At 62.8% G+C, this 18,997-nt stretch carries 21 protein-coding genes; 15 read left to right on the top strand and 6 right to left on the bottom strand.

The window, feature by feature from the left end:
* The first annotated feature begins 31 nt into the window (after positions 1–31).
* Together fbaA and HKD46_RS09200 are read left to right on the top strand one after the other, a co-directional pair.
* Positions 32–1,111 (top strand): class II fructose-bisphosphate aldolase, encoded by a 1,080-nt coding sequence (gene fbaA, locus HKD46_RS09205; protein ID WP_161470279.1) that lies wholly within the window; start codon positions 32–34, stop codon positions 1,109–1,111.
* Between the two features lie 153 nt (positions 1,112–1,264).
* Positions 1,265–2,566: an FAD-binding oxidoreductase gene (locus HKD46_RS09200; protein WP_171865328.1), complete on the top strand. Its 1,302-nt coding sequence runs from the start codon at positions 1,265–1,267 to the stop codon at positions 2,564–2,566.
* Between the two features lie 18 nt (positions 2,567–2,584).
* Here HKD46_RS09200 and HKD46_RS09195 read toward each other — a convergent pair whose 3' ends face one another.
* From HKD46_RS09195 to cutA, 3 genes are all read right to left on the bottom strand, one after another.
* Positions 2,585–3,010 (bottom strand): hypothetical protein, encoded by a 426-nt coding sequence (locus HKD46_RS09195; protein WP_171865327.1) that lies wholly within the window; start codon positions 3,008–3,010, stop codon positions 2,585–2,587.
* A gap of 124 nt (positions 3,011–3,134) precedes the next feature.
* Positions 3,135–4,913, bottom strand: coding sequence for a protein-disulfide reductase DsbD (locus HKD46_RS09190; protein WP_171865325.1), 1,779 nt, complete (start codon positions 4,911–4,913; stop codon positions 3,135–3,137).
* Positions 4,910–5,227 (bottom strand): divalent-cation tolerance protein CutA, encoded by a 318-nt coding sequence (gene cutA / locus HKD46_RS09185; RefSeq protein WP_010675653.1) that lies wholly within the window; start codon positions 5,225–5,227, stop codon positions 4,910–4,912. Before cutA ends, HKD46_RS09190 begins: the two co-directional genes overlap by 4 nt.
* A gap of 183 nt (positions 5,228–5,410) precedes the next feature.
* Here cutA and HKD46_RS09180 point away from each other — a divergent pair, with 183 nt between their 5' ends.
* A complete protein-coding gene (locus HKD46_RS09180; protein ID WP_010675652.1) occupies positions 5,411–5,752 on the top strand; it encodes a hypothetical protein in 342 nt (113 codons plus the stop codon).
* A gap of 70 nt (positions 5,753–5,822) precedes the next feature.
* Here the strand turns inward: HKD46_RS09180 and HKD46_RS09175 are convergent, their stop codons facing one another.
* Complete coding sequence (locus tag HKD46_RS09175; RefSeq protein ID WP_039040541.1) at positions 5,823–6,260, bottom strand: PACE efflux transporter; 438 nt, start codon at positions 6,258–6,260, stop codon at positions 5,823–5,825.
* Between the two features lie 124 nt (positions 6,261–6,384).
* Between HKD46_RS09175 and HKD46_RS09170 the strand changes: the two genes are divergently transcribed.
* The gene (locus HKD46_RS09170; RefSeq protein ID WP_103243715.1) at positions 6,385–7,266 is read left to right on the top strand and encodes a LysR family transcriptional regulator; all 882 of its coding nucleotides are present in this window, start codon (positions 6,385–6,387) and stop codon (positions 7,264–7,266) included.
* 7 nt (positions 7,267–7,273) lie between these two features.
* Here the strand turns inward: HKD46_RS09170 and ygfZ are convergent, their stop codons facing one another.
* Positions 7,274–8,185 (bottom strand): tRNA-modifying protein YgfZ, encoded by a 912-nt coding sequence (ygfZ, locus tag HKD46_RS09165; protein ID WP_052815669.1) that lies wholly within the window; start codon positions 8,183–8,185, stop codon positions 7,274–7,276.
* Positions 8,186–8,298: 113 nt separating this feature from the next.
* Between ygfZ and HKD46_RS09160 the strand changes: the two genes are divergently transcribed.
* Both HKD46_RS09160 and HKD46_RS09155 read left to right on the top strand, forming a co-directional pair.
* Positions 8,299–8,568, top strand: a complete 270-nt coding sequence (locus HKD46_RS09160; RefSeq protein WP_041213909.1) for a succinate dehydrogenase assembly factor 2 — start codon at positions 8,299–8,301, stop codon at positions 8,566–8,568.
* A gap of 58 nt (positions 8,569–8,626) precedes the next feature.
* A complete protein-coding gene (locus HKD46_RS09155) occupies positions 8,627–8,998 on the top strand; it encodes a protein YgfX (RefSeq protein WP_043154867.1) in 372 nt (123 codons plus the stop codon).
* A 120-nt stretch (positions 8,999–9,118) separates the two neighbouring features.
* On the opposite strand, the gene nadB is transcribed toward HKD46_RS09155, so the two are convergent.
* Positions 9,119–10,726: an L-aspartate oxidase gene (gene nadB / locus HKD46_RS09150; RefSeq protein ID WP_048208412.1), complete on the bottom strand. Its 1,608-nt coding sequence runs from the start codon at positions 10,724–10,726 to the stop codon at positions 9,119–9,121.
* Between the two features lie 181 nt (positions 10,727–10,907).
* Between nadB and rpoE the strand changes: the two genes are divergently transcribed.
* The 9 genes from rpoE to recO all read left to right on the top strand — a co-directional run bounded on the left by rpoE (position 10,908) and on the right by recO (position 18,877).
* On the top strand, positions 10,908–11,489 hold the full coding sequence (gene rpoE / locus HKD46_RS09145; protein ID WP_171865323.1) for an RNA polymerase sigma factor RpoE: 582 nt from the start codon (positions 10,908–10,910) through the stop codon (positions 11,487–11,489).
* A 22-nt stretch (positions 11,490–11,511) separates the two neighbouring features.
* Positions 11,512–12,099, top strand: a complete 588-nt coding sequence (locus tag HKD46_RS09140; RefSeq protein WP_161470275.1) for a sigma-E factor negative regulatory protein — start codon at positions 11,512–11,514, stop codon at positions 12,097–12,099.
* Between the two features lie 21 nt (positions 12,100–12,120).
* Positions 12,121–13,101, top strand: coding sequence for a MucB/RseB C-terminal domain-containing protein (locus HKD46_RS09135; protein ID WP_010675643.1), 981 nt, complete (start codon positions 12,121–12,123; stop codon positions 13,099–13,101).
* 90 nt (positions 13,102–13,191) lie between these two features.
* On the top strand, positions 13,192–13,653 hold the full coding sequence (locus HKD46_RS09130) for a SoxR reducing system RseC family protein (RefSeq protein ID WP_039040538.1): 462 nt from the start codon (positions 13,192–13,194) through the stop codon (positions 13,651–13,653).
* A 159-nt stretch (positions 13,654–13,812) separates the two neighbouring features.
* Positions 13,813–15,606, top strand: a complete 1,794-nt coding sequence (lepA, locus tag HKD46_RS09125) for a translation elongation factor 4 (RefSeq protein WP_010675641.1) — start codon at positions 13,813–13,815, stop codon at positions 15,604–15,606.
* Positions 15,607–15,609: 3 nt separating this feature from the next.
* Positions 15,610–16,533 carry a signal peptidase I gene (gene lepB / locus HKD46_RS09120; RefSeq protein ID WP_010675640.1) on the top strand — a complete coding sequence of 308 codons (924 nt, stop codon included), beginning with the start codon at positions 15,610–15,612 and terminating at the stop codon, positions 16,531–16,533.
* Entirely contained in the window at positions 16,534–17,205 is a 672-nt protein-coding gene (gene rnc / locus HKD46_RS09115) for a ribonuclease III (protein ID WP_010675639.1), read from the top strand.
* A 61-nt stretch (positions 17,206–17,266) separates the two neighbouring features.
* On the top strand, positions 17,267–18,166 hold the full coding sequence (gene era, locus HKD46_RS09110) for a GTPase Era (RefSeq protein WP_041211854.1): 900 nt from the start codon (positions 17,267–17,269) through the stop codon (positions 18,164–18,166).
* Positions 18,167–18,877, top strand: a complete 711-nt coding sequence (gene recO / locus HKD46_RS09105; RefSeq protein WP_039040537.1) for a DNA repair protein RecO — start codon at positions 18,167–18,169, stop codon at positions 18,875–18,877.
* The last annotated feature ends 120 nt before the right edge of the window (positions 18,878–18,997 follow it).

Genomic DNA, 18,997 nt, shown 5'->3' with positions numbered 1-18,997 from the left:
ATTAACGGCATACGAGACAGGACGATTAAACATGTCTAAGAAAATTTTCGACTTCGTAAAACCCGGCGTGATCACTGGTGATGACGTTCAGAAAGTGTTCGCCATCGCCAAGGAAAACGGCTTCGCTCTGCCGGCCGTCAACTGCGTCGGTACCGACTCCGTGAACGCCGTGCTGGAAGCTGCTGCCAAGGTCAAAGCCCCGGTTATCGTACAGTTCTCCAACGGTGGTGCCGTGTTCACCGCCGGCAAGGGTCTGAAGCTGGAAGGCCAGCAAGCTGCCATCCTGGGTGCCATCTCCGGTGCCAAGCACGTGCACTCCGTTGCCGAAGCCTACGGTGTGCCGGTGATCCTGCACACCGACCACGCCGCCAAGAAGCTGCTGCCGTGGATCGACGGTCTGCTGGACGCGGGCGAGAAGCACTTTGCCGAAACCGGCAAGCCGCTGTTCTCCTCCCACATGCTGGATCTGTCCGAAGAGTCTCTGGAAGAGAACATCGACATCTGCTGCGAGTACCTGACCCGCATGGCCAAGATGAACATGACTCTGGAGCTGGAACTGGGCTGCACCGGCGGTGAAGAAGACGGCGTGGACAACAGCCACCTGGACCAATCCTCCCTGTACACCCAGCCGGAAGACGTGGCCTACGCCTACGAGCGTCTGTCCAAGATCAGCCCGCGCTTCACCATCGCTGCCTCCTTCGGCAACGTGCACGGTGTGTACAAGCCGGGTAACGTCAAGCTGACTCCGAAGATCCTGGACAACTCCCAGAAGTACGTCTCCGAGAAGTTCGGTCTGCCTGCCAAGTCCCTGGACTTCGTGTTCCACGGTGGCTCCGGCTCTACCCTGGAAGAGATCCGCGAATCCATCTCCTACGGCGTGGTGAAGATGAACATCGACACCGACACCCAGTGGGCGACCTGGGAAGGCGTGCTGAACTTCTACAAGTCCAACGAAGCCTACCTGCAAGGCCAGCTGGGCAACCCAGAAGGTGCCGACAAGCCGAACAAGAAGTTCTACGATCCGCGCGTATGGCTGCGTGCCGGTCAGACTTCCATGATCGCGCGTCTGGAGAAGGCCTTCTCCGACCTGAATGCCATCGACGTACTGTAATTCGCAGCACCTTGATTGCATGAAAAGGCGCCCTTCGGGGCGCCTTTTGCATTTCTGTGATCCTGACGGGCTGGATTGGGGATGGGGGGCTGGGTATTATCGATGACACCCGTTTAATTTAGTAAACGAATGCAACCAGGCAGGATGCTGAGCATGCAGACAGGAAGACAGGGACATCAGGAACACACGGCCTCCTATTACGCGGCCACTCGCAACGACCATCGGCAGTGGCCCGAGCTCAGTGGTGAGCTGGATGCGGACGTCTGCGTCATTGGTGGCGGTTTCACCGGCCTCAACACCGCCATCAACCTGGCCGATGCCGGTTACAAGGTGGTGTTGCTGGAGGCCAACCGTATCGGCTGGGGAGCGTCGGGGCGCAACGGCGGCCAGCTGATCCGCGGCATCGGCCACGATACCAGCCAGTTCGCCCGCTGGATTGGCGAGGTGGGCGTGCGGGAGCTGGATCTGATGGGGATCGAAGCGGTGCAGCTGGTGCGCGAGCGGGTCGAGCGTTTCAATATCGAGTGCGATCTCACCTGGGGCTATTGCGATCTCGCCACCAAGGCGCGTCACCTGAAGGGGTTCGAGGAGGATGTCGAGCACCTGGCGAGCCTGGGTTATCGGCACGCACTGAAAATGGTGGCGCGGGAGGAGATGCACACCGTGGTCGGGTCGGATCGCTATATCGGCGGGATGATCGACATGGGCTCCGGTCACCTGCATCCTCTCAACCTTGCCCTCGGCGAAGCGCGTGCGGCAGCCAGTCTCGGGGTCTCCCTGTTCGAACACTCAAGGGTGATCCACATCGATTACGGCGAGCGGGTCGAGGTGACCACGGCCCACGGCCGGGTCAGCGCGGACTACCTGGTGATCGGCTGCAACGCTTACCTGGGCGACCTCCAGCCCGATCTCGGGGGCAAGGTGCTGCCGGCGGGCTCCTACATTCTCGCCACCCAGGTGCTGGAGAAGCGCCTGCGCCAACGCTTGCTGCCACAGAACATGGCGGTGTGCGATCAGAACGTGGCGCTCGACTACTATCGGCTGTCGGCGGACGGTCGCCTGCTGTTTGGCGGGGCCTGCAACTATTCGGGCCGTGACCCCCGCGATATCAAGGCCTTCATGCTGCCCAAGCTGCTGCGGGTCTTCCCCGAGCTCGCGGGTACCGCCATCGAGTTCCAGTGGGGGGGCATGATAGGCATAGGCGCCAACCGGCTGCCCCAGATAGGCCGCCTCGAGCAGCATCCCAACGTCTTCTATGCCCAGGCCTATTCGGGCCATGGCCTCAATGCCACCCACATGGCGGGCAAGCTGGTGGCGGAGGCGATCAAGGGGGAGAGCCGGGGCTTCGATCTCTTCAGCCGCGTCCCTCACATGACCTTCCCGGGTGGCCCGGCGTTGCGCTCTCCGTTGCTGGCGCTCGGGATGCTCTGGTATCGGCTGAAGGATCTGCTCTAAGGGGAGGGGGGCTCGGGATTATCCCTGCTGGGTCGCGTCTGGCTCGGCCAGGCGCCAGCCCTGCTCCGTCTTCATCATCCAGACCTGGGTCTCCTGCGCCAGGGCCTGGCCTGCCTCGAAGTCGCCATATTTGCGCTCGAGCTCCATCAGCCCCATCTCCTGCTGGAAGGGGCCGACCCTGTCATAGACGAGATCCTCGTCGTGCAGCACCTGCAACTGATCCAGTCCCTGCTTGAAGTGGAGCTGGTAGCTCACCTTGACCAGATAGACCCCCTCCATCCGCTCCTCCTTGCCGAGCACGGCGAAGTCGCTGATGTCGAACAGGTCAGCATCCGTGCCCGCCTGCAACCTGGCGGTGACCTGGCTCTGGATGGTCTCTTCACCGGGACCTGCGTTGCAGCCATAAAGCCAGAGGGCCAGCAGGGGGATGAACCACTTTTTCATCAAAACTCCGGACGAACGAGACGGGAAAGCGCAAATATTGCCACGGCGTCGGTCATATACAAGGGATTGCCGGAAAAATGGCGGTCAAACCGGGGGCCCACACGGTTGCACGGGCCACCCGGTATCAGGGCAGCTTGTCCAGCTGGCCGAGAAATTCGACAGGCCCCATGAAGCCGGTCACCCGCTGGCCGTTCACCTCGTTGCCATCGCGATCGAAGAAGATGAGGGTCGGCAATCCCAGCACGTTGAGGCCGTTGAGCAGATCCACGTCGGCGTCGTCGTTGGCGGTGACGTCCGCCTGCAGCAGCACCATCTCGCTGAAGCGCGCCTGCACATCGGGGTCGCTGAAGGTCTTGTGCTCGAACTCCTTGCAGGCCACGCACCAGTCGGCGTAGAGATCCAGCAGCACCGGCTTGCCGCGGGCGGCGGCAAGCTGCACCTTGAGATCGTCCAGGGTCTTGATGCGAATGAAGCGGGGGGCCTGGGTCTGGGCGGCGGCATTGGCCCCCTCGGGTGGCAGCAGCAGATCCTTGCCCACCACCACCAGACCCATCATCGCCAGCAGCAGGACGAAGCCGCCGAGGCTCTTGCCCACCGAATGGGCGCGATGCTGGTTGTGGTGATAGAGATAACCGCACAGCACCAGCCCCCAGCCGAGCCAGAGCAGGGTGGCCACCTGATCGCTCAGGAGCCTTGAGAGCAGCAGGATGGGTACCGCCAGCAGCGCAAAACCAAAGAGTTGCTTGATCACATCCATCCAGGCGCCGGCCCTGGGCAGCAGCTTGCCGCCAGAGGTGCCGAGCAAGAGCAGCGGCAGCCCCATGCCCAGGGAGAGGGCATAGAGGGCCGCACCGCCGAGCCAGAGGTCGCCACTCTGGGCCACGTAGATAAGGGCCCCGGAGAGCGGCGCCGTGGTGCAGGGGGAGCAGACCAGTCCCGAGATCATGCCCATGATGGCAACGCCGGCCACGGATCCGCCCTGCTGGCGGTTGGAGAAGCCCGAGAGACGGGTTTGCAGGCTGCTCGGCAGTTGCAGGGTGTAGAGCCCGAACATGGAGAGGGCGAGCAGCACGAACATCACCGAGAGGCCGATGAGCACATAGGGGTGCTGAAGGGCCGCCTGGAATTGCAGGCCCGCCGAGGCGACGACGAGCCCGAGCAGGGTATAGGTGACCGCCATCCCCTGCACATAGACAAAGGAGAGCAGGAAGGCGCGACGGGTGGAGAGGCGATGCCCGGCCCCGGCGATGATCCCGGTCAGGATGGGATACATGGGGAAGACGCAGGGGGTGAAGGCGAGGCCGAGACCCAGGGCGAAGAAGGCGGCGACGCTGATCCAGAACCCCTGGCTGCCGAGGGCGGCCGCCAGCCTGTCCTGCTGGCTGCCCGGCACGTCGGTGCCCTGAAGGCTGGCCGGCGCTTCCGCCCGGGCGGGGGCGGCGAGGGGCTCGACGGCGATCCGCTTGTCGGTCGGTGGGTAGCAGAGTCCCTCGGTACAGCCCTGGTAACTCAGAGTGAGGCTGGCCGCGTCCCCGACCCGGGTCAGTGCCACGGGGATCTGCACCTCCTGGTAATAGACCCGGCTCTTGCCGAAGAAGTCATCCTCGTGCTCGGTGCCGGGGGGCAGGACGGGCTCGTCGAAGGCGAGGTTCTCTCCCTTCACACGGATACTGTGGCGATAGAGGTAGTAGCCGTCGGCGATGCGTATCCGGAGCAGCAGCCGATCACCCTGTTGTTCGCTCTCGAGGGCGAAGGCCTGATCCACCTTGAGGAATCTGGGCTGGGTCTCGATGCCGAGGCTGCCGAGCAGATCCTGGCTGCTGGCCCGGGCGGGGGCCGTCGTCAGGACGCAGAGCAGGCCCAGCAGTATCAGCAGGAAGGAGAGGGGGCGAGAGGCGGTCATGAGGTCTCCTGTGTCAACCAGTCGAGATAGGCAGGGTGGCCCTGGCTTGCCGGGAGCGCCAGGATCTCCGGTACCTCGTAGGGATGGTGGGCGAGAATGCACTGGCGCAGGGGTTCGAACAGAGCGGCCCGACTCTTGATGACGAGCTGGATCTCCCGGGTTCGTTCCGTCTTGCCCTGCCAGCGATAGACGGAGGTGACCCCGGGCAGCTGGTTGATGCAGGCGGCGAGGCGCTGGTCGAGCAGTTGCTCGCAGAGGCGGTCTGCACTGGTCTCGTCGGGGCAGGTGCAGAGCACCAGAATGGCGTCGGTCATAGGGATGGACGGTCTCGGCAACGGGGCGCACGGGCCCCCTGGATCAGCCGTTACTATACCGGGCCGGGGGGCAAATAGCACCCGGCCCCCCGCACCCGGAATAAGTCATGCGCCCGAGATGGACGCTGTGAAAAGGACAGGGCAGAATGAGCGGGCTTGTTCCAATTCTACGTAAGGAAATGTATGACCCAACAGAATGAGCAGCAGAGAAACCGCATGTTGAGCCTGTTGCGTGAAGGGGAGCGCCGCATGCTGGTGCAACTGGCCGGTCTGCTGCGTACCAGTGTCGACGAGATCAATGCGGAGCTGGAAAAAGAGGAGCTGTTGTCGGCGTTGGAGCAACCCATCACGGTGGAGTACCTCAACGGCGTGGTGCAGCATCATCTGTTCGAGCGCCTGCACAAGGGGGACATGGTGGCGGCCCAGCGCATGCTGAACCAGTACCAGAGCGACCTCGAAGCCATGATGCGCCAGGAAACCAGGCAGGACGATACCCCGCCGGAAGAGGTCAAGGCCCAGGCCTGACCCCGCGAGGCCCTCTTCAGCACCATCATGCCATCGCATGATGGTGCCTCGCCCTTACCCCTCGAATCGCTTATCCCAGCGCCTTCTGCACCTGTCCCATGGGAATGGGGAACACCTTGTCGTAACTCCAGTTGTAGACGAAGGCATAGACCAGGTAGAAGAGCACGAAGCCCATATCCAGCACCAGCGCCTCCAGCAGGCCGATGTCGAGCCACCAGGACATCACCGGCAGGGCCACGATCAGCAGGCCCCCCTCGAACCCCAGGGTGTGCAGCACACGCTGCCACAGCGCCTTGTGGGTGTGGCCCTGATAGCGCAGCAGCAGCTTGTCCACCCCGATGTTGTAGACATAGTTCCAGACGGTGGCGACCACCGAGAAGAACAGGGCCAGGGGGCCCATGTGGTTGAGCCCGACGCCGGTCACCCAGCTGGCCAGCGGAGCGGCGATCAGCAGGCCAATCAATTCGAAGCCGATGGCGTGGCGCAGGCGGTCACGGGTCGTACGCATGGTCTGTCTCTCTCTTTGGTCAGGGAATGGCGGCAATGTATCGCCAAAACCGGATAGATTCACGTTGGTATCTATCGCTAAAATAGATAGATGTGACGACACAACTGCACGGCGGAGCAGGCTCATGACCCCTTCACTGGAACACTTCAAGGCATTGCTGACGACGGCCGAGACCGGGTCGTTCTCGGCGGCTGCGCGCAGGCTGGGCAAGGCCCAGTCGGTGGTGAGTGCCGCCATCGCCAACCTGGAGATCGATCTCGGCCTTGCGTTGTTCGATCGCAGCGGCCGCTATCCCGTGCTGACCGAGGCGGGTGCCCGCATCTGTCAGGAGGCAGGGGTGCTGCTGGCCCAGAGCGAGCGACTGCAGGCCATCGCCGGCGAACTGGCCAACGGCGTCGAGTCGCGCCTCACCCTGGCCATCGACGATGACTCCCACCTGCCCTGGCTTGGCTCCCTGCTGGAGGAGTTCGCCAGCCGTTACCCGGCGGTGGAGCTGGAGCTGTTGTTCCCGCTGATGGAGGACGTGACCGAGCTGCTCAAGAGCGGCCGTGCCCAGCTCGGCATCAGCTATCAGAAGGCGCACCCCGAGCGGGAGCTGGTCTCCCGCTCCCTGGGGACGGTCACCATGCCCCTGGTGGTCTCTCCGGATCACCCCCTGGCCCACAAGACACCGTTGAAGGAGAGCGACCTGCAAGGAGCTCGCCAGTTGATGGTGACCGGACGGCGGGAGGGGACGGAGCGCCATCGCTTCCGCCTCTCGGCGCAAGTGTGGTGGGTGGAGGGGGATCTCGGGATCCTGGAGCTGGTGAAACTGGGGCTGGGATGGGCGGCGGTGCCCGAGTTTCTGCTGCACCGGCCCCTGGCGCGGGGGGAGCTGGTGGTGCTCAAGCCGGACTTCATCGCCGAGGCGGAACTGGCGCTGGAGTTGCAGTGGTATCGCGCCCGCCCGCTCGGGCAGGCGGGGCGCTGGCTGCAGGAGGCACTGCTGGCGCGGGTGCCTCGCTAGGGGGGCTTCAGTCGATCAACGCATAGGGCAGGGGTTGCAGACCGAGGCTGGAGCCCTCTTCCAGCTTGAGGCGGAAGCGGGCGTCGGCCTCGGTATCCTTGGGCAGCACGGCGGTGAGCCACACCTGACCCTGCTGCTGCCAGGCGTTGAGCACCAGACCGCTGCGGCGCCAGTTGTCACCGAGCTGGATCTCCAGGGTGTCACCGCTGGCTACCTGCGTTGCGGCAGTGCCGCTCAGCACGAAGAGGGCGCGGTTGTTGGCGCCGCGATACTTGGCGCGCGCCACCGTCTCCTGCCCCATGTAGCAGCCCTTGTTGAAGCTGATGCCATCAAGGGCTTGCAGGTTCAGCATCTGGGGGATGTATTCCCCCTGATGGACCGCTTCCAGATGGGGGAGACCGGCTTTGATTTCCAGCCCCCACCAGAGTCCTTCGTCGCCCACCGGCAGGTTCAGGGCCAGCGAAGATGTGCTCGCCAGCAGCCAGCGGTCCGCCTCCACCCTGACTGCCATGCCGCCCTCCACCAGGCCGGTGCCGGTCAGCGCGAAGTGCTGTGCCATCCAGTCGTCCGTCCCCTGACCGGCCAGTCCGGTCAGGCTGCCCTGAAACTCGCCGATCTCGACCTTGGCAAAGATCGCAAACTTCTTGAGTTCCGGCAGCTGGCGGGCCAGCACCGAGGGCTTGGTCAGCATCAGCAGGCTGTCTTCCAGGCAGAGCAGGCGAAAATCGCTCCACAGCTTGCCCTTGGGATCGCAGTGGCCGCCGAGGGTGCTCTGGCCCGGTTGCAGGGCGTTGACGTCGCAGGTGACCTGACCTTGCAGATACTTGGCGCGATCCGGGCCGCCGAGGCGGGTGATGGCCAGGTTGGTCAGGGAAAACAGGGTCGGCTCGGCAGGAAGAAGAGGGGTCGGCAGGCTCACGATGGGATTCCAGAGACAGAAAGTATGTGACCTGCATGGTAAAGACGTAAGGAATGTTTGTCAGCCGGAAAATCCTGCTGCTACCATTCCCCGGTCTTTGTAAGGAGAGTTCCATGTTGAACCCAAGTGAGAAGTCCCGCCTGAAGTGGGCCTGCCGTCGCGGCATGCTCGAGCTGGATGTGATCTTTATGCCCTTCTTTGAGCACGAGTTCGATGGCCTCGGCGAGGCCGAACAGCGCACCTTCATCCGCCTGCTGGAGTGCGAGGATCCCGAGCTGTTCCGCTGGTGCATGGGTCACGGCGTGCCCGAGGATCCCGATTTTGCCGCCATGATCCCCCTGATCCTCGAGCGCAACCAGGCCCGCCACGACAGCCTGCGCTGAGCCCGACTCGCGACCGCCACCCCTCATGGCCAGCCTCGCGTCTCCCCAGCGGGTAGTGATGCCCGTGATCGCCTCCCGCCAGCAGCGTCTGCTGCTGTGCATCCTGTTTCTGTTGCTGCTCTTGCCCGTCGCCAGCCTGATCCAGGGCTGGCAATGGGGGCTGTTCCTCCCTGTCTGGGGGCTGAGTCTGTGGCGCGCGTTGCGCCGCCATCCGGCGGCGAGCGGCGTGCTCGTCTGGGATGGGGAGTGGCTCGAGTGGCAAGGGGCGCGCCATCGGCTGGATCCCCGCAGCCGCATCCTGCCCGGGGTGCTCTGGTTGCGGCTGAAGACGGTGGAGGGCTCCGAGGGGCAGCTCTGGCTCTTCTCCGATGCCCTGGCCCCTGCACACTACCGCGCCCTGGCCCGCGCCATCCACCTCGCTGTCCGCTAGGGGCGTCTCTCTCTACCTGCCACATCTGCCGCTCATAGCAGATGACCCCGCCTGGGCGGGGTCATCTGGGGGAGGGCATACGCCCGAATCGAACGCAACGACCTTATTCCTGATCCGGCGTCATTCCCGATCCGGGGTCAGCACGGTCGGCTTGGAGTCCGGCTGCATGTCCGGATAATCCAGGTTGTAGTGCAGACCGCGAGACTCCTTGCGCTCCAGGGCGCAGTTGACGATGAGCTCGGCCACCTGCAACAGGTTGCGCAGCTCCAGCAGGTTGTTGGAGACCCGGAAGTTGGCGTAGTACTCCTGCACCTCCTGCTTGAGCAGATCGATGCGACGCTTGGCCCGGGCCAGGCGCTTGTTGGTGCGCACTATGCCCACGTAGTCCCACATCATCAGTCGCAGTTCGTGCCAGTTGTGCTGGATCACCACCTGCTCGTCCGAGTCATCCACCTGGCTCTCGTCCCAGGCCGGCAGACTGGGGGGCGCCACGCTGGTGGGCAGCTTGGCCAGGATGTCGGCTCCCGCCTGATGGGCATAGACCACGCATTCGAGCAGGGAGTTGGAGGCCATGCGATTGGCGCCGTGCAACCCGGTATAGGTCACCTCGCCGATGGCATAGAGGCCGGGGATGTCGGTCTGGCCGTTGTTGTCGATCATCACGCCGCCACAGGTGTAGTGGGCCGCCGGGACGATGGGCATCGCCTCCTTGGTGATGTCGATACCGACCGCGAGGCAGCGCTCATAAATGGTCGGGAAGTGCTTGATGATGAAATCCGCCGGCTTGTGGCTGATGTCCAGATACATGCAATCCGCCCCGAGGCGCTTCATCTCGTGGTCGATGGCGCGGGCGACGATGTCCCGCGGGGCCAGCTCGGCCCGCTCGTCAAACTCCGGCATGAAGCGGCTGCCGTCCGGGCGGCGCAGATAGGCCCCCTCGCCACGCAGGGCCTCGGTCAGCAGGAAGTTGGGGTCGTCCGGGTGGAACAGGCTGGTGGGGTGGAACTGGTTGAACTCCAGGTTCGCCACCCGGCAGCCGGCGCGCCATGCCATGGCGATTCCGTCGCCAGAGCTTACATCGGGGTTGGAGGTGTACTGGTACACCTTGGAGGCACCACCGGTGGCCAGCGCCACGAAGCGGGCGCGGATCACCTCGACCTGCTCGGCGTTGCGATTCCAGACATAGGCTCCCAGTACCTTGTTGCCCGGCAGACCCAGCTTGCGGGTGGTGATGAGATCGACCGCGTTGAAGCGCTCCATCAGCTGGATGTTGGGGTGGGCGCGCACCTGGTCGATCAGGGTGAGCTGCACCGCCTTGCCGGTGGCGTCGGCCGCGTGGAAGATGCGGCGATGGCTGTGGCCCCCTTCCCGGGTCAGGTGATAGTGGGATTCCCCCTCGGCATCCTCTTCCTGATCGAAGGGGACTCCCTGCTGAATGAGCCACTGGATGGAGTCGCGGGCGTTGCGGGCGGTGAACTCCACCACTGCCGGGTCGCACAACCCGGCGCCGGCGTTGAGCGTGTCGCTCACGTGGGATTCGATGCTGTCGGTCTCGTCGAACACGGCAGCGATGCCTCCTTGCGCATAGAGAGTGGCCCCCTCACTGATGGGCCCCTTGCTCAGAACCAGGACTTTGGCCTGGTCTGCCAATCGCAACGCGAGGGACAGACCGGCGGCACCGCTGCCAATGATGAGTACGTCGCAAAGGTATTCAACACTTGCTTTCATAAGTATCATTGGCCTGGATTAAGAACTGGCCCCATGGTAGCCCAAGGGGGGTTGTGATGCAGCCCGCATCACATTTTTTTCAATGCAAGCGAACTTTCCCTGATTCCTCCTGTCTGAACTTGTGCGCTTAGAAGGGGCCGGAAAAGAAAAACGATAACCTGATGGGGGTTTTACGGCTCTGATGAGCGACCAGAATCTACTGGACGAACAGCTGGTTGAACGGGTCCAGCGTGGCGATAAAAATGCATTCAACCTGTTGGTACGCAAGTACCAGCACAAGGTGGTCAACCTGGTGGCCAGGTATGTCAACAATCCGGGCGATGTACCGGATGTGGCGCAGGAGGCATTCATCAAGGCCTACCGTGCGTTACCGACATTCCGTGGCGAGAGCGCGTTTTACACCTGGTTGTACCGGATTTCCGTCAACACGGCCAAAAACTACCTGACGTCACAGGGGCGCAGACCGCCCAGCAGTGATGTCGAAGCGGACGAGGCTGAATATTATGGTGGTGGTGAAGCCCTGCAAGAGGTGGCCACCCCGGAAAACCTGGCGCTGACCGACGAGATCAAGCGTACCGTGTTTACCGCCATAGAAGCCTTGCCAGAAGATTTGAGAACGGCGATCACCCTTCGTGAAATGGAAGGGCTGAGCTACGAGGAGATTGCGGAGATCATGGATTGTCCGGTGGGTACGGTGAGATCCCGCATCTTCCGGGCGAGGGAAGCAATCGATAAAAAGCTGCAACCTCTGATCGAGCATTAACTGGGGAAAGACAGGCAAACTTATGGCAAATAAAGAGCAACTTTCAGCCCTGATGGATGGCGACCTTAGCGAAATCGAGGTACTGAACGAGCTGGGAACGGATCCCGCTCTGCAGGATACCTGGTCGCGTTACCATCTGATCGGTGATGCCATGCGGGGTGACCTGCCGGTCAATCTGCAACTGGATCTCAGCGACAGCATCATGCTGGCGCTGGAGGATGAACCCACCATACTGGCGCCCAAGCCGGCACAGCCTGCTGCGCCCCAGGTGCAGCCCGCCGGCAAGGTGATCCCCTTCGTTCGCCGCTTTGGCCAGCAAGTGGGGCAGTATGCCATTGCCGCCTCCGTGGCTGCCGCCGTCATCTTCGGCGTGCAGCAGTACCAGGGCAAGGATGGTGTGCCGACCAGCCCGGTGCTCAATACCATACCCGTGGGTGGCAGTGCTGCGCCGGTGAGCGTGCACTATCCCCAGGATGGCAGCCGGACCGGTGTGCGTCAGCAAGGTCTGAGCGAGCAGCAGATGCAGGAGCAGCGCGAGCGCATCAATGCCTTCCTGCGCGACCATCAACTGCAACAGCGTCTGCTGCAAGACAAGCAGATTCAGGAATAACGCATTTTTAGGGATCAGATCGTGCGCCAGTCCAGCCGTATCCTGCTGGCCTCTCTCCTGTTGATTTGTGCCAAGGCCTCGGCCGACGATCTGTCGGCCGAGGCCTTGTTGCAGCAGATGCAGAGTGCCGTTTCGCAACAGAACTTCGAATTGTCCATGGTCAAGGCCCGCCAGGGGCGCCTCGAGCCTATCCGTTTCAGCCACGGGATCATCGATGGCAAGGAGGTGGCTCACCTGAGCTATCTCGACGGCAAGGCCGTGGAGTTCCTGCAACGCCAGAACGAATACACCTTCTTCGAAAACACCCATGAACCCTACACCCTCAAGGGGGCGCGTTTCCCCGGGGTCTGGTCGAGCCTGGTGAGGATGCCGCTGCCCCGGGTGATGGAGAGTTATGACCCCGTGCTGGCGGGCCGCAGCCGGGTGGCCGGCCTGGTGGCACAAGTGGTGCGGCTGGTGCCCAAGGAGGCGGACAAGTACGGCTTCGTGCTCTGGATTGATGAACAGAGCCATCTGCTGCTGCGGGTGGACATGGTGGATCGGGAAGGCAATCTGGTGGAGCAGGTGCTGGGGGTGGATCTGGACAGGCAATCTGCGCCGGCCCCCTGGCTGGTCACCCTGGCACGCAGCAAGCTGCCGGATGCGCTGGCGCTGGAAGATGCCTATCCCGCTCCCCAGCAGACCCTCAACTGGCACCTGACCTGGTTGCCCGATGGCTTCAAGGTGCTCTCTCAGGATCGGCATCAGCTGGTCAGCACCAGTCTGCCGGTGGATTACATGATGCTCTCCGATGGGCTGGTGGATCTCTCCGTCTACGTCTCACGGGTCGATCCCAAGCAGGCGGTGCGCCAGCAGTTGATTCGCCAGGGGGCCACCTCGCTGGTGAGCTTCGTCAACGAGGTCGGGGTGGAGATCACCGTGGTGGGCGAGGTGCCCGCCGAAACCGCCAAGCGCATCGCCGAGGCAGTGCAGCCATTGGCCCGCAACGAGGCGGTGCAGTGAGTCTTTGCCGTGAGACTTGCCCTGAGGGTGCCGCCGTGCTGAGATCCGGAGCATCCACCGCCCCCTGTGAGGAGTCATCAGGTGAGTAACATGAGTGAAGAGCTGGCCACAGTAGTGGCCATCGACGGCAATCACGCCTGGGTGGAGTGTGAGCGGCGATCCGCCTGCAGCGGTTGCCACCAACAATCCAGCTGCGGGACCGGCACCGTCGCCAAGGCCTTTCCCATGAAGGCGCAGCGGCTGCGGGTCGCCCTCACCGGCGATGTGGCGGTGGGCCAGCAGATCCGCCTGGGCATCCCTCAGGCCAGCATCCTGCGCGGTGCGGCTCTGGTGTACGTGCTGCCGCTCTTCTGTCTGCTGCTGGGCGCCCTGCTCGGCCAGCTCTGGCTGGTGCCGCTCTTGTCGGCGGGAGAGGGGGTGACCATCCTCTGCTGTCTGCTGGGCGGCGCCATCGGATTTTTACTGGTTCGTTACTTTTCTGACCGGCTCGAGCAGGGGGAATACGGTCCCCGCATGCTCGGGGTGGTGCTCAATACCCGTCATCTCTCTTGAGGGGCCGGGTCTGGCGGAGGGCATCCAGGTGCCCAACGCCCGCCAGACAAGGCGCTATTTGTGGGGCCCGCCGACTAAAGATTGGCCGTCGACCGGGTTATCCAGTAAAATCCTGCCCTCATATCCGACCCTAACTTAATTTTGAGTGATTCTTGCTCGATGAAACACATTCGTAACTTTTCGATTATTGCGCACATCGACCACGGTAAGTCGACCCTGTCGGACCGTCTGATCCAGACTTGCGGCGGCCTGTCCGATCGCGAGATGCAGGCCCAGGTGCTGGACTCCATGGATCTGGAGCGGGAGCGCGGCATTACCATCAAGGCACAGAGTGTGACCCTGAACTACCAGGCACAAGACGGTAACACCTATCAGCTGAACTTTATCGACACCCCGGGCCACGTGGATTTCTCCTACGAGGTTTCTCGCTCCCTGGCTGCCTGTGAAGGGGCACTGCTGGTGGTGGATGCCGGTCAGGGGGTTGAGGCACAGACTCTGGCCAACTGCTACACCGCCATGGAAATGGATCTGGAAGTGGTGCCGGTGCTGAACAAGATTGACCTGCCGGCCGCAGAGCCCGAGCGGGTTGCCGAGGAGATCGAGGACATCGTCGGCATCGATGCGGTGGACGCGGTGCGCTGCTCCGCCAAGACCGGCCTCGGTGTCGATCTGGTGCTGGAAGAGATCGTCGCCAAGATCCCGTCCCCGGAAGGGGATCCGGAGGCGCCGCTGCAGGCGCTGATCATCGACTCCTGGTTCGACTCCTACCTCGGGGTCGTGTCGCTCGTGCGGATCAAGAACGGTTCCCTGAAAAAGAACGACAAGATCAAGGTGATGAGCACCGGTCAGGTATGGGGTGTGGATCGCATCGGTATCTTCACGCCGAAGCAGGTGGACACCGACGGCCTGGGTTGTGGCGAGGTAGGTTGGGTCGTCTGCGGCATCAAGGACATCCACGGTGCGCCGGTGGGGGATACCCTGACCCTGGCCAAGCACGGTGCCGAGAAGGCGCTGGCCGGCTTCAAGAAGGTGAAGCCCCAGGTCTATGCGGGCCTGTTCCCCATCTCCAGCGATGACTACGAGTCCTTCCGTGATGCGCTGGAGAAGCTCTCCCTCAACGATGCCTCCCTGTTCTACGAACCGGAGAGCTCCACGGCGCTGGGCTTCGGCTTCCGCTGCGGCTTCCTCGGGATGCTGCACATGGAGATCATCCAGGAGCGTCTGGAGCGTGAATACGATCTGGATCTCATCACCACAGCGCCGACCGTGGTCTACGAGATCGAGCTGAACGATGGCTCCACCATCCACATCGACAGCCCGGCCCAGATGCCCGCCATCAACAACATCAAGGAGATGCGCGAGCCCATCGCCGAGTGTCACATCCTGCTGCCGCAGGAGTACATGGGCAACGTCATCACCCTCTGCATCGAGAAGCGCGGCGTACAGACCAACATGGTCTACCACGGTAAGCAGGTGGCGCTGACCTACGAGATCCCGATGGCGGAAGTGGTGCTCGACTTCTTCGACCGTCTGAAGTCCACCAGTCGCGGCTACGCCTCCCTGGACTACGGCTTCAAGCGCTTCGAAACCTCCGACATGGTCCGTCTGGACATCATGATCAACGGCGAGCGGGTCGACGCCCTGGCCATCATCACCCACAAGGAGAACGCCCAGTATCGTGGTCGCCAGGTGGTGGAGAAGATGCGCGAGCTGATCCCGCGCCAGATGTTCGACATCGCCATTCAGGCCGCCATCGGCAACCAGATCATCGCCCGCAGCACTGTCAAGGCATTGCGTAAAGACGTCACCGCCAAGTGCTACGGTGGTGACGTGAGCCGGAAGAAGAAACTGCTGAACAAGCAGAAAGAAGGCAAAAAGCGGATGAAGTCCCTGGGCCGTGTGGACGTGCCGCAAGAGGCCTTCCTCGCCATTCTCCACGTCGGAAAGGATTAATCGATGGCAAGCACCTTTTCCCTGATCCTCGTCGTCGTCACCCTGCTGACCGGCATCATCTGGACGCTCGACAAGCTGGTCTGGGCCAAGCAGCGGGCGGCCAAGATTGCCGCCGCCCGTGCCAATGCCGGTCCGGATGTGGACGAGAAGACACTGGCCAAGGTGGCCCCCATGCCGGTCTGGATCGAACAGACCGGCGGGGTTTTCCCGGTGATCGCGCTGGTGCTGATCCTGCGCTCCTTCATCTTCGAGCCGTTCCAGATCCCGTCCGGCTCCATGATGCCGACCCTGCTGGTGGGCGACTTCATCCTGGTTGAGAAGTTTGCCTACGGCCTCAAGGACCCGGTGACCAACACCAAGTTCCTCGAGACCGGTGAGCCGAAGCGCGGTGATGTGGTGGTCTTCAAGTATCCGCTGGATACCCGGGTGGACTACATCAAGCGGGTGGTCGGCATGCCCGGCGATCGGGTCATCTATCGCAACAAGGAGCTGATGATCCGGCCCAAGTGCGATGAGCAGGAAGGGAAAACGTGCCCTGGCTTCCAGAAGCTGGACGTCAAGTTCGAGCAGCGCGGCGAGTTCAGCCAGATGGGGATCCCGCTGGATCGCTACACCGAACAGTTGGGCGATGTCTCCCACGAGACCTTGCGCAACCCGCTGATGCCGGACTTGGTGGACCGCTACTATCGCCAGCCCGGCACCTACCCCGACGAGTGGGTAGTGCCGGAAGGCCACTATTTCGTGATGGGTGACAACCGCGACAACAGCACCGACAGCCGTTTCTGGGGTTTCGTGCCCGAGCAGAACCTGGTGGGCAAGGCGGTCGCCATCTGGATCAGTTTCGAATTCGAGCGCGAGGAAGGGTCCAGCTTGCCGAGCTGGGTGCCGACCGGTGTGCGCTTCAACCGCATTGGCGGAATCAAGTAAATGAATATCAAGATGAACAGACTGCAGTCCCGTCTCGGGCATGTCTTTCAGGATCCTGAGCTGCTGACCCGAGCACTGACCCATCGCAGCGCAGGGTCCCGTCACAACGAGCGCCTGGAATTTCTGGGGGACTCCATCCTGAGTCTGGTGATTGCCGATGACCTCTTCCACCGCTTCCCGCAGGCGGCGGAAGGGGATCTCAGCCGGATGCGCGCCACCCTGGTGCGCGAGAAGACGCTGGCCGAGCTGGGCCGGGAATTCGACCTCGGGGATCACCTGATCCTGGGGCCGGGGGAGCTGAAAAGCGGCGGTTTTCGCCGCGAGTCCATCCTGGCCGACACCGTCGAGGCGGTGATCGGCGCCATCTATCTGGACACGGATCTGGAGCGGGTGCGCAGCCTCCTGCTCGGCTGGTATGCCAGCCGCCTTGGCGAGATCAAGCCCGGGATCGAACAGAAGGATCCCAAGACCCGTCTGCAAGAGATCCTGCAGGGAAGCCGCAAATCCCTGCCGACCTACACGGTGACCAACGTCAAGGGCGAGGCCCACAACCAGGAGTTCACCGTCCAGTGCGAAGTGGATGGGCTGGATGGCCCCCTGGTCGGGATCGGCTCCAGCCGCCGCAAGGCCGAACAGGCCGCGGCGCAGCAAGCACTGGAACGGCTGTCATGAGCACCATGACGGATCCGGCACTGTGCGCTCTTTTCACTCCATCAGCATTGGGAACGCGGTCATGACAGATACCACTTATTGCGGCTTTGTCGCCATCGTGGGCCGCCCCAACGTGGGCAAGTCCACCCTGCTCAACAAGTTGCTCGGCCAGAAGGTCAGCATCACCTCGAAGAAGCCCCAGACTACCCGTCACCGGATCCTGGGGATCGACACCGAGGAGAACCATCAGACCATCTATGTGGATACCCCGGGTCTGCACATCGAGGAGAAGCGGGCCATCAACCGCCTGATGAACCGCGCCGCCACCAGTTCCCTGGGGGACGTGGCCATGGTGGTGTTCGTGGTGGACGGCACCCACTGGACCAAGGATGACGAGATGGTGCTGGGCAAGCTGCGCCACCTCAAGTGCCCCGTGGTGCTGGCGGTCAACAAGATCGACAACGTCAAGGAGAAAGAGGATCTGCTGCCGCACCTCGAGTGGCTGGGTCAGCAGATGAACTTTGCCCACATCCTGCCCATCAGCGCCGAGAAGGGCACCAACGTGGAGAAGATCCGCGAGTGGGCCAAGGATCTGCTGCCGGAGAACGTCCACTTCTTCCCGGAAGATTACGTGACCGACCGCTCTTCCCGCTTCATGGCCTCCGAGATCATCCGCGAGAAGCTGATGCGCTTCACCGGTGAGGAGCTGCCCTATTCGGTGACGGTGGAGATCGAGCGCTTCAAGGTGGAGGAGACAGGTCTTTACCACATCCACGGCCTCATCCTGGTGGAGCGCGAAGGCCAGAAGAAGATGGTCATCGGCAACAAGGGCGAGAAGATCAAGACCATCGGCACAGAGGCGCGCATCGACATGGAACGGCTGTTCCAGAACAAGGTGCATCTCGAGCTGTGGGTCAAGGTCAAGTCCGGCTGGGCCGACGACGAGCGGGCCCTGCGCAGCCTCGGGTATGGCGACGACTGATTGCTGACCCCGGCTTTCGTCATCCACAGTCGGCCCTATCGGGAGACCAGCCAGCTGGTCGAGGTCTTCACCCAGGATAGCGGTCGATTCACCCTGGTGGCTCGCGGTTCCCGCGGGCCACGCTCCTCTCTGAAGGGGCTGCTTCAGCCCTTCACCCTGCTCACCATTGCCTGGCGCGGCAAGGGGGATCTCAAGAACCTCACCCAGGTGGAGTGCCCGGATCACTCGTTGCGCCTCGGCGGGGATCGTCTCTTCTACGGCCTCTATCTCAACGAGCTGGTCTACTACCTGCTGGAAGCGCACACCCCCTTCCCCGAGGTGTTCGACGCCTATGCCCGTGCCATCATGGCCCTGGCGGACGGAGAGACCCCGGAGCTGCCCCTGCGCCGCTTCGAGTTCCTGCTGCTGCAGGCCCTGGGCTACGCGGTGGACTTCGAATATGCCGCGGACGACGACTCCCCCATCGACCCCACCCTGCTTTATGGCTTCGAGCGGGAGCTCGGCTTTGTCGCTTGCGAGCGGGCGCCGGATCCCCGTACCCTGTTCCTCGGCGCCCACCTGCTGGCCTTCGCCGAGGGGCGTTTCGACACTCCTCCCTTGCTGCAGGCGGCCAAGCGTTTCAGCCGGCTGGCGCTGCAGCCCTATCTCGGCAAGCGTCAACTGAAGAGCAGGGAGCTCTTTTTGAAGCGAAAAGGCAGTGTTTCAAGCTGATTTTTATTATCTAGTGATGTTTTGTGTTTATGACATCGCTTTTGATGAACAATAATGCTGTCGCCGCGACCAGAACCGGCCTGCGGCGGCACATGGACAGAGGGGCGGGCACCACCCGTC

Source organism: Aeromonas sp. TW 6, from assembly GCF_013168745.1.
Classification (GTDB): Bacteria; Pseudomonadota; Gammaproteobacteria; order Enterobacterales; family Aeromonadaceae; genus Aeromonas; species Aeromonas caviae.
The sequence above is the reverse complement of the archived record's forward strand: the minus strand, read 5'-3'. Positions and strand labels throughout refer to the sequence as shown.

What these genes read in the sequence shown, in the direction of transcription:
- HKD46_RS09155 (WP_043154867.1), top strand. Translation starts at nt 8,627, where the DNA reads ATGCCCGTGATCGCCTCCCGCCAGCAGCGTCTGCTGCTGTGCATCCTG.
- HKD46_RS09190 (WP_171865325.1), bottom strand. Translation starts at nt 4,913, where the DNA reads ATGACCGCCTCTCGCCCCCTCTCCTTCCTGCTGATACTGCTGGGCCTG.
- nadB (WP_048208412.1), bottom strand. Translation starts at nt 10,726, where the DNA reads ATGAAAGCAAGTGTTGAATACCTTTGCGACGTACTCATCATTGGCAGC.
- lepA (WP_010675641.1), top strand. Translation starts at nt 13,813, where the DNA reads ATGAAACACATTCGTAACTTTTCGATTATTGCGCACATCGACCACGGT.
- cutA (WP_010675653.1), bottom strand. Translation starts at nt 5,227, where the DNA reads ATGACCGACGCCATTCTGGTGCTCTGCACCTGCCCCGACGAGACCAGT.
- era (WP_041211854.1), top strand. Translation starts at nt 17,267, where the DNA reads ATGACAGATACCACTTATTGCGGCTTTGTCGCCATCGTGGGCCGCCCC.
- HKD46_RS09170 (WP_103243715.1), top strand. Translation starts at nt 6,385, where the DNA reads ATGACCCCTTCACTGGAACACTTCAAGGCATTGCTGACGACGGCCGAG.
- fbaA (WP_161470279.1), top strand. Translation starts at nt 32, where the DNA reads ATGTCTAAGAAAATTTTCGACTTCGTAAAACCCGGCGTGATCACTGGT.
- HKD46_RS09195 (WP_171865327.1), bottom strand. Translation starts at nt 3,010, where the DNA reads ATGAAAAAGTGGTTCATCCCCCTGCTGGCCCTCTGGCTTTATGGCTGC.
- HKD46_RS09160 (WP_041213909.1), top strand. Translation starts at nt 8,299, where the DNA reads ATGTTGAACCCAAGTGAGAAGTCCCGCCTGAAGTGGGCCTGCCGTCGC.
- rpoE (WP_171865323.1), top strand. Translation starts at nt 10,908, where the DNA reads ATGAGCGACCAGAATCTACTGGACGAACAGCTGGTTGAACGGGTCCAG.
- HKD46_RS09130 (WP_039040538.1), top strand. Translation starts at nt 13,192, where the DNA reads ATGAGTGAAGAGCTGGCCACAGTAGTGGCCATCGACGGCAATCACGCC.
- rnc (WP_010675639.1), top strand. Translation starts at nt 16,534, where the DNA reads ATGAATATCAAGATGAACAGACTGCAGTCCCGTCTCGGGCATGTCTTT.
- HKD46_RS09140 (WP_161470275.1), top strand. Translation starts at nt 11,512, where the DNA reads ATGGCAAATAAAGAGCAACTTTCAGCCCTGATGGATGGCGACCTTAGC.
- HKD46_RS09175 (WP_039040541.1), bottom strand. Translation starts at nt 6,260, where the DNA reads ATGCGTACGACCCGTGACCGCCTGCGCCACGCCATCGGCTTCGAATTG.
- HKD46_RS09200 (WP_171865328.1), top strand. Translation starts at nt 1,265, where the DNA reads ATGCAGACAGGAAGACAGGGACATCAGGAACACACGGCCTCCTATTAC.
- HKD46_RS09180 (WP_010675652.1), top strand. Translation starts at nt 5,411, where the DNA reads ATGACCCAACAGAATGAGCAGCAGAGAAACCGCATGTTGAGCCTGTTG.
- lepB (WP_010675640.1), top strand. Translation starts at nt 15,610, where the DNA reads ATGGCAAGCACCTTTTCCCTGATCCTCGTCGTCGTCACCCTGCTGACC.